Below are 7882 nucleotides of genomic sequence, written 5' to 3'. Positions count from 1 at the left end.
TCTCCCTATTTCTGATGGCTTTATATCCACTTACTAGCTATATAAATACTTTTAAGGAAAATAGTGCTAGGTATATAGGGTTTAGTAGTCGGTTAAATGATGATAGTAACTATTATGTAATTGTACTAGATGCATATGCTCGTTCTGATAAACTTTGTAGTACGTATGGGTATGATAATTCTGATTTTTTAGATGAATTACGGAATAATAAATTTTATATACCCACCAAGAGTATGTCGAATCATGAAAGGACTATGTACTCACTTCCATCGTTTTTTAATATGGAATATATTGGGAAATTAGGTTCGCCATCATTCACACCTAGATACAGCTCCTTATGGTCTAAGGAATTGATCAATAATAGCAAATTTTTTAAAATAATGAGGAATTCAGGTTATAAGATATTGACTATAAATACGGGGGTCACATTTACGCATGTTGACGACTCTGAGATTTTATACTCTCCATTCTATAAAAATAATAACCTTGATACTGTGATTTTATATCCCCATATTACTGACATGGAATATGCTGTATTTAGTCATACATTACTAACTTTGTATTTTAAATACCATTCTTCGTTTGAAAATAAAGTTATCCGCCGGTCTGATATACGTAGTGGTTTGAAAACATTGCGTTCATCAGTGGATATTAAAGGTCCTAAAGTTGTATTTGCCCATTTTTTATCTCCTCATCATCCATTTGTATTTGATGAGAACGGAAAAGATGTTGATTCTGCTGATACTTTAGTAGGCACTAATAGGCTTAATGTTAAAGCATATGCAGCGCAAGCTCGATTTATTTCATCGGAAATTGGGATTTTTATTAATGATCTAGTTTCTGAAGATCCAAACTGTATCGTCGTTATTGTGGGAGATCATGGGGGGAGAGCTATGATAGATTATGACGACATTGAAAAAACTGACTTGGAAGACGCGTTTGCCAATTTGATTGCGATCAGGCTGCCTGGAGTGAATATCAGTAGTGCTTATGATGATCTGACGTTAGTTAATGTGTTTCGTATGATATTTCGTGAGAAATACCACGAAGATATTCCCTTACTGGAAAATCGTCAGATATTTAATTTTAGAGCTAACTCAAAGCCTAACGATGTTACAGATCGCATCAAAGCTACAGCCAGTGCCCGCGAGTGAAGTCGGGGAACTCTACGGGTATGTTGCCGAGGCGTACCGATTCTTCCGAAAGAGGACCAGGGGCACTCCAGGCGGCGGCATCGTAGACGTCCATATCAGGGACTAGGCCTTCCCGTAGGCACTGTACAAGGCGGTAGTTCATCATGAAGTCCATTCCTCCATGACCGCCGGTCTCTAGGGCTTTTGCACCCAGCTCCTTCCACATCGGGGAGCCAAACTCTTCTTTAATCGTTTCTAGGCCTGCCCAATCGCCATGGTGTGGGGTCTTCGGGTCGGCTTCCAGAAAGACGCCTGCAGGGTAGTCGCGGATAGTGCCTTTGGAACCCTGGAGCAGTGTTCCTCGGCTATAGGGCCGGGGCGTGACCACATCATGCTGGAGCAGGATGGTTCGGCCTTTGGCGGTCTGGATCAGGCTGGTGTTCATGTCGCCCGCTTTATAGACCTCGCTTCTCTTCACGTTGCCCTCCTCGATAATCACATCGCGCGTCTCAGAGAGGCTGGCCTCGTTGCTACTCATCGAGATCAGGCGTGTGAACCGGTCGCCCCGGTGGATTCCCATCGCCTGTGCCACCGGACCGAGGCCGTGGGTGGGGTAGAAGTTACCATCGCTGGTCTTGTGGGGCTCGCGCCGCCAGAGTCCCTCACTCTGGTCGGAGAGGAGTAGGTGGCGCAGGTCGTGGATATAGGCCGCCTCGCCGTGGGTGAGTGTCCCGAATTTTCCTAGCTCGGCTAGGTGGATCATCATCAGCTCCAGCTCTCCATAGCAGCAGTTCTCTAGCTGGACGCAGTGCCGTCGCGTCTTCTCACTTGTCTCCACCATCGCCCAGCAGTCGTCAATGGTGACGGCGGCAGGTACTTCCACGGCGGCGTGAAGCCCCGCCTCCATCGCGGCGACAGCGTAGAGGACATGCTGCTGCCAAGGGGTGGCGATATAGGCCAGATCGGTTGTATCGGGATTCAGCACCTGACGCACATCGCCGCCCACGACAATCCTTGGCTCCGGTTTCTCTCTCTTGACGACCGCAGCCGCCGCTTTCTGTGCCGCTTCCTCGCTCACATCAAAGACGGCGACAATCTCCACGCCCACAACGGCCAGGAGCTCACCCAGCATCCCGCGTCCGCGCCCACCACAGCCCAACAACGCTACCCGCACGGTCTCGCGCGGGGAAAAGGCCACACCACGCATGGTTTGAATCGAAGACATGTGAGGATTTTACCTGAAATTTTTCCTCACGGACGGAGTTGAATGTACTCTTGTGGAACTTGCCAGGTGGACTGAACAGAATCCCACCAGTGCAGCCAGGCTTTCTGGTTATAGCCAAATTTCTGATCCGTGATGGTCTCTAGTTCTCGAACAAGAAATCCACTGTTGAATCTCGCTAAATCTGGAGAAACCCGCGCGATACCTAGAGGCACGGCCTGCCGATCACCCAGAGCGACGAGAGCACGAAAGGTCTCGGGGAGTGCAGCGAAATCCACTCGCTGAAGGCAATCTCTCAGTACCAGAATTGCTGAGGGGGCACCGATACGGCTGAGCGCTAGGGCAGCTTCCGCATCGTACCAGTAGTCGTGTGGAGGAGGCTGGAGAACGGCAAAAAGATAGGGAAGAGCAGCAGGGTTGCGTATCCATCCCAGGGCAATAATTGCCAGCGTCATCTCGGCTTGACTAGGATCGGTTTGAACCGTCTGAACCAGAAAATGCTCAGGGTTAATTTCGTCTAGGAACACTCCGTGTTGGGCAAGGCCAATTGCACCAACGAGTCGTGCGAGAGGCTCTGTCCGCGAGTAAAGCTCTTCCAATATCTCTCGCGAGGCTTGTGTTTGGATACCGCCAAGTACATCGGCAAGCCATTCCGTATTTCTTCCATTGAGAAGGCTGAATTGTTGAGATTCTTGCAGGAGGAAAGGCAAGATCTGATCGCCAAATGTGATGGCCATCTCTGTGGCCCGCATTCCGAACTTGAGGTCATGTACAAGAATGCCTGCTGTCTCTTTTGGTGTTCCGCCGGGCCACGATGCCTGCCGATAGAAAGTACGAAGCCAGTAGAGAACTCCGACAAGTACGATGAATAGCAGCCCCAGAAAAATAAAAAATAACATTCTCAGCATCTTGTCTGGATTATATCGAAAGCTTATCTCGTCCGTGAACAGGTACAATCTCGCCGATGAATAAGAGTGATTTTGCACATCCGCAGCGTATTGTGAACCTTCGAGCGCGGTTTGATTTAGAGTCCGAAAAGTTTCAGGGCATTGATGCCTTGATTGTCTCCCAGATGGAAAATGTCCGCTACCTGACGGGTTTTTCGGGCTCAAATGGCCTGGTGGTGCTGACGAAAGACAAGGCGCTGTTTTATACAGACGGACGCTATGGAACGCAGGCAGCCAAAGAAGTGCCAGGTTTCGAGCGCATTGTCCTGCCTGCGGGAAGCATCTCGCTGATTGCGGCAGGGGAGTGGCTTCGTGACAATCATGGTGCGGGGATTGACTGCATTGGCTTCGAGGCCGATCACATTCCCTACAGTGCGTATCTCACTCTGGAGCAGACACTAGACCCTGATGATCGGGCGCAGCAGGCAGTCTTTCCGCGCTCGGGCGATGTCGAAGCCATTCGTGCGATTAAAGATGCGAGCGAGATCGCTAAAATCCAAGCCGCCTGCCAGCTTGCCGATGCTTGTTTTGAGCATCTGTGCGGCTTTATAAAACCCGGCATGACCGAGGCGCGAGTGGCGTGGGAGCTGGAGTCGTTTTTCCGGACGCAGGGGGCGCAGAAGCTCAGCTTTGACCCGATTGTGGGCAGTGGCCCGAATGCGGCGCTGATCCACGGGCGGGCAGGGGATCGTGTGCTAGGCTCGTCGGGCGGGCCGGAGTTTGTGCTGATGGACTTTGGCTGCGTTTTAGACGGCTATTGCTCCGATATCACCCGCACCGTGGTGATCGGGGGCGAGCCGACGGAAAAAATGCGCCATATCTACGATTCCGTTCTGGCGGCTCAGCTTGCAGCGCTTTCGGCTATTAAACCCGGTGTGGAGGGCAAGAGTGTGGACACTCTTGCTCGCGAGCTACTGAAAAACGCGGGCTACGGTGAGATGCCACACGGCCTCGGGCATGGCTTGGGGCGAGTGGTCCATGATCTACCGCTGCCGACATTCTCCCCAAAAGCCACGGTGACCCTGGTGGCAGGCATGGTGGCGACGGTCGAGCCTGGAATCTATATCGAAGGCTTGGGCGGTGTTCGTATTGAAGACGATGTGCTGGTGACGAGCACGGGATGCCAGCGCTTGACCCTGGCGACCAAGGAACTCAGAGTGGTTGGGAACTAAACTCCCCGCTAAATTGTAACGAGTGTGGAAGATTTTCTAAAGACTGTTTGGAGGAAGTTAAAATGAGTGCAGCAGCAGCGGTTACATCCGCCGATTTTGAGACAACGGTTCTGAAGGCCACGGTCCCCGTCCTGGTTGATTTTTGGGCTCCCTGGTGTGGCCCGTGTCGCCGTATTGCCCCCGAGCTCGATGCGGTCGCGGAGCAGCTTGGCGATACGGTCAAGATTGTGAAGCTCAACGTGGACGAAGAGCCCGAGCTCGCAGGCCAGTACGGCATTCAGAGCATCCCTGCGCTGCTAATCTTCAAAGACGGGAAGCAGGTAGACGGCATGGTTGGTCTTGCACCGCGTCAAGTGATTGCGGAGAAGCTCACCGCCCACATCTAGTCTGCTAGGATCGGAAAAAGGTAAAAAAGCCCGTGTTGCACTGCGACACGGGCTTTTTGCGTTAAAAATCCATGAATGCGGAGTGCTTCTTGCAGCGATATAACAGCCTGTGCGAATTCTTATGGTGGAAGATGAGGCTCCGATCGCGTCCGTGGTCAAGCGGGGGCTGGAGCGGGCCGGGTACCAAGTCGAGGTTGCTGACGAGGGGATGGCAGGCTGGGAGCTGGCCAAAGACGGTGGCTACTCGCTCATCCTGCTGGACTTAATGCTACCGGGCCTTGATGGTCTCGAGATCTGTCGTCGCCTTCGGGCACGCCGTGATCGCACACCGATTCTGATGCTCACAGCCCGAGATGCGGTCTCGGAGCGGGTGAAAGGGCTGGAAGCAGGGGCGGATGATTACTTACCCAAGCCTTTCGCCTTTGAGGAGCTGCTGGCCCGTGTGCGTGCGCTGCTCCGCCGCGAGGGAGTCAATAAAAGTAGCATTATCCAGATACGCGACTTAGAAATTGACACCACGGCACGACGCGTGCTCCGCGATGGCGAGGAGCTTCCCCTAACGCCGCGCGAGTATAGCCTGTTGGAGGCTCTTGCGAAAAATGAGGGGCGTACACTGACACGCGAACTGGTTCTGGAGCGTGTCTGGGACGACGAAGGTCGGACGGGCTCTAATACGGTAGATGTCTATATCACGATGCTACGGCGTAAGATAGACGCCGACGCAAGTGTTAAGCTGATCCATACGGTGCACGGGGTTGGTTATGTCCTGCGCCGCCCGGCAGATGATGAAGAAAAAGGGGATGAGGAAAAGTCATGAGTGTTCGCCTTCGGCTCACCTTGCTGAATATGTTGGTATTTGCACTTGCCTTAGGAGTCTTCGGCGCAATGGTTCGAGTCCAAGTTCAAACAAAACTGATGGATTCCATTGACTACCAGCTCCATCATGAGCGTACAGGGCGCACGGGACGACGTCCCAGCAACGGATTCACGCTTGAGGAGCTCCGGGATAAATTCGTGGAGGCTCGTTCGTATGATGCAGAGATGCCCACCTGGACTTTTTATCTGGCTACTGGGGCTAATGCACTTGATGGAATCACCCCCCTTTTGGATACAGATGATTTCCGTCAGTGTGTGGAAACAGGAAAGCCGGTCTGGAACACCAGAGGAGATAAGCGTATTGCAACCTTCAAGACGAAGACATCAGGTGGGCCAGATATTTATGCTCAGCGCTCCGAGTCACTTGCTCCGATGAACAGCGAGCTAAGTCGCTTGAACCGAACGATGATGACAATGATTCCCATTGCGCTCCTGATTGCGGGAGCAGGGGGGATGTTCTTGACGGGGCGAGCACTGGCACCCGTGCGGCAGATTACCGAGGCGGCGGCGCGAATCGGGGTAGAGGATCTCTCAGAGCGGATGCCGGTGCGCGGCAAGGATGAGTTCGCACGCCTCTCGCAGACTTTCAACGGAATGTTAGGGCGCTTGGAGGCCTCATTTGATCGCCAGAAGCGCTTTGTCGCCGATGCCTCGCACGAGCTAAAGACTCCGTTGACCGTGATCAAGGCCAACTCCAGCCTCGCGCTTGCGGATCCGGATCTCACGCCCGACTACCGTGAGACTCTGGTAGAGATTGACCGTGCCGCTGACCGAACTAGCCGTATTGTGCAAGACTTGCTCTTGCTGGCGCGCACGGATCACGCTCAGCTCTCGTTAAAAGAGTCTGAGGTCTCTCTAGCGAATCTCTTTGCTGAAGTGGTTTCTGAGGCAAAAAAACTCCATCCTGAGGGAGCATTTATTGACCTTCAGGTTGCGCAAGAGTCGGTCTGGGGCGACTCACACTTGTTGCACCGCTTGTTGCTGAACGTATTGGACAATGCCTTGCGCCACACTCCCGCCGACGGGAAAGTCCGCGTGGTTGCCCAGCCGAGTGGCTTTATGGTCGTAGATACGGGAGAGGGAGTCTCACCGGAGCATTTGGCCCACCTTGGCGAGCGCTTCTACCGTGTGGATAGTGCTCGGGCAAGGCGGGGTGGGGGGACAGGCCTAGGTTTGGCGATCTCCCGGGCGATTGCAGAGGCGCATGGGGGCACTCTTGCCCTAGAGAGCGAGCAGGGGAAGGGAACCACGGTTCACGTCACCCTCGCCGCCCATACCCGCGCCTAGCTCAGGGCAGCACGATGAGCCAAGCTGGGAACCGTCTCCGGGTGCCAGGCGACGAGAGAGCGGCGAACACGCTCGCGGCCACGAGAGAGGCGTGAGCGCACCGTGCCGACGGGAATGGCTAAGTCTTCTGCGATCTCCTGGTAGGCCATACCTTGCAAGTCCGCCATTGCCACGACGCGCCGGTACTCTTCTGGGAGCGTGCGAACGGCCTGGAGCAGTGCGGCCCCTTCCAGCTGGGAGAGTACCTGGCGCTCCGGCGAGGCATTGGGTGCCGTCGGCTGCTCAATCGCAGTTCCATCGGCATTTTCCAGAGAGATCTGGCGCGGCTCACGGGACTTCTTGCGGTACATGTTGTAGAACAGATTCCGCATGATGGTATGGAGCCAGGCACGGGGGCTCCCATCAGAGCGGTAGGTATCGAACCGGTCGTAGGCACGTAGCAGTGTTTCCTGCACCAGATCCTCCGCGTCCGAGGCGCTCCGGGTGAGAGCCATCGCGGGGCCGTAGAGGGAGGGTTCGTGGGGGAGGATCACCTTTTCGAAAATCTGTGTTTGTGTTTCGCTTTTCATTGTTTTACTCTGATTGACTAAATTCGTTTTTCGGTCAGTTGGTTCCAAAAATTTCTAGCGCTTCCTAATCCCGTGAAGCAGAAAGTCTAGCATCGCATTTGCCTGCGCTTCCAGTCCTTTACGACAAGATGGGCTTGCATGACAGGGGTTGAGATAGGGCGGAAAGAACGGCACCATGGCCAACAAGAAGTGAGAGGCCGCCTCCGCTGGTGTGCACGGTAGCTCGAAATCTCCTTCGGTGAGTACCTGAGTGAGCAGAGAAAGCTGCGCCTCACGCTCGGGCTGACCAC

Annotated in this window: 9 protein-coding genes; 5 read left to right on the top strand and 4 right to left on the bottom strand. The window is 53.6% G+C overall.

Annotated elements, in window-relative coordinates:
* Nucleotides 1-1154: sulfatase-like hydrolase/transferase (locus tag RMO15_RS03635; RefSeq protein ID WP_309707914.1), on the top strand; the 1154-nt coding region annotated here is incomplete at its 5' end.
* On the opposite strand, the gene RMO15_RS03630 is transcribed toward RMO15_RS03635, so the two are convergent.
* Both RMO15_RS03630 and RMO15_RS03625 read right to left on the bottom strand, forming a co-directional pair.
* Nucleotides 1132-2358, bottom strand: coding sequence for a Gfo/Idh/MocA family oxidoreductase (locus tag RMO15_RS03630; protein ID WP_309707912.1), 1227 nt, complete (start codon nt 2356-2358; stop codon nt 1132-1134). The genes RMO15_RS03635 and RMO15_RS03630 overlap by 23 nt on opposite strands.
* A 26-nt stretch (nt 2359-2384) precedes the next feature.
* The gene (locus RMO15_RS03625; protein WP_309707909.1) at nt 2385-3341 is read right to left on the bottom strand and encodes a HEAT repeat domain-containing protein; all 957 of its coding nucleotides are present in this window, start codon (nt 3339-3341) and stop codon (nt 2385-2387) included.
* Here RMO15_RS03625 and RMO15_RS03620 point away from each other — a divergent pair.
* The 4 genes from RMO15_RS03620 to RMO15_RS03605 all read left to right on the top strand — a co-directional run bounded on the left by RMO15_RS03620 (nt 3320) and on the right by RMO15_RS03605 (nt 7023).
* A complete protein-coding gene (locus tag RMO15_RS03620) occupies nt 3320-4474 on the top strand; it encodes a Xaa-Pro peptidase family protein (RefSeq protein WP_309707905.1) in 1155 nt (384 codons plus the stop codon). The two genes, RMO15_RS03625 and RMO15_RS03620, sit on opposite strands and share 22 nt — an antisense overlap.
* A 62-nt stretch (nt 4475-4536) precedes the next feature.
* Nucleotides 4537-4860 (top strand): thioredoxin, encoded by a 324-nt coding sequence (gene trxA, locus RMO15_RS03615; protein ID WP_309707903.1) that lies wholly within the window; start codon nt 4537-4539, stop codon nt 4858-4860.
* Between the two features lie 109 nt (nt 4861-4969).
* On the top strand, nt 4970-5677 hold the full coding sequence (locus RMO15_RS03610; RefSeq protein ID WP_309707900.1) for a response regulator transcription factor: 708 nt from the start codon (nt 4970-4972) through the stop codon (nt 5675-5677).
* Entirely contained in the window at nt 5674-7023 is a 1350-nt protein-coding gene (locus tag RMO15_RS03605; RefSeq protein ID WP_309707897.1) for an ATP-binding protein, read from the top strand. The genes RMO15_RS03610 and RMO15_RS03605 overlap by 4 nt, the downstream gene beginning before the upstream one ends.
* On the opposite strand, the gene RMO15_RS03600 is transcribed toward RMO15_RS03605, so the two are convergent.
* Complete coding sequence (locus RMO15_RS03600) at nt 7020-7592, bottom strand: sigma-70 family RNA polymerase sigma factor (RefSeq protein WP_309707895.1); 573 nt, start codon at nt 7590-7592, stop codon at nt 7020-7022. The two genes, RMO15_RS03605 and RMO15_RS03600, sit on opposite strands and share 4 nt — an antisense overlap.
* Nucleotides 7593-7646: 54 nt before the next feature.
* Nucleotides 7647-7882 (bottom strand): hypothetical protein (locus RMO15_RS03595; protein ID WP_309707891.1); only part of this gene is annotated, 236 nt, incomplete at its 5' end.

The organism is Armatimonas sp. (genome assembly GCF_031410135.1).
Lineage (GTDB): Bacteria > Armatimonadota > Armatimonadia > Armatimonadales > Armatimonadaceae > Armatimonas.
This window is presented reverse-complemented; position numbering and strand designations above follow the sequence as displayed.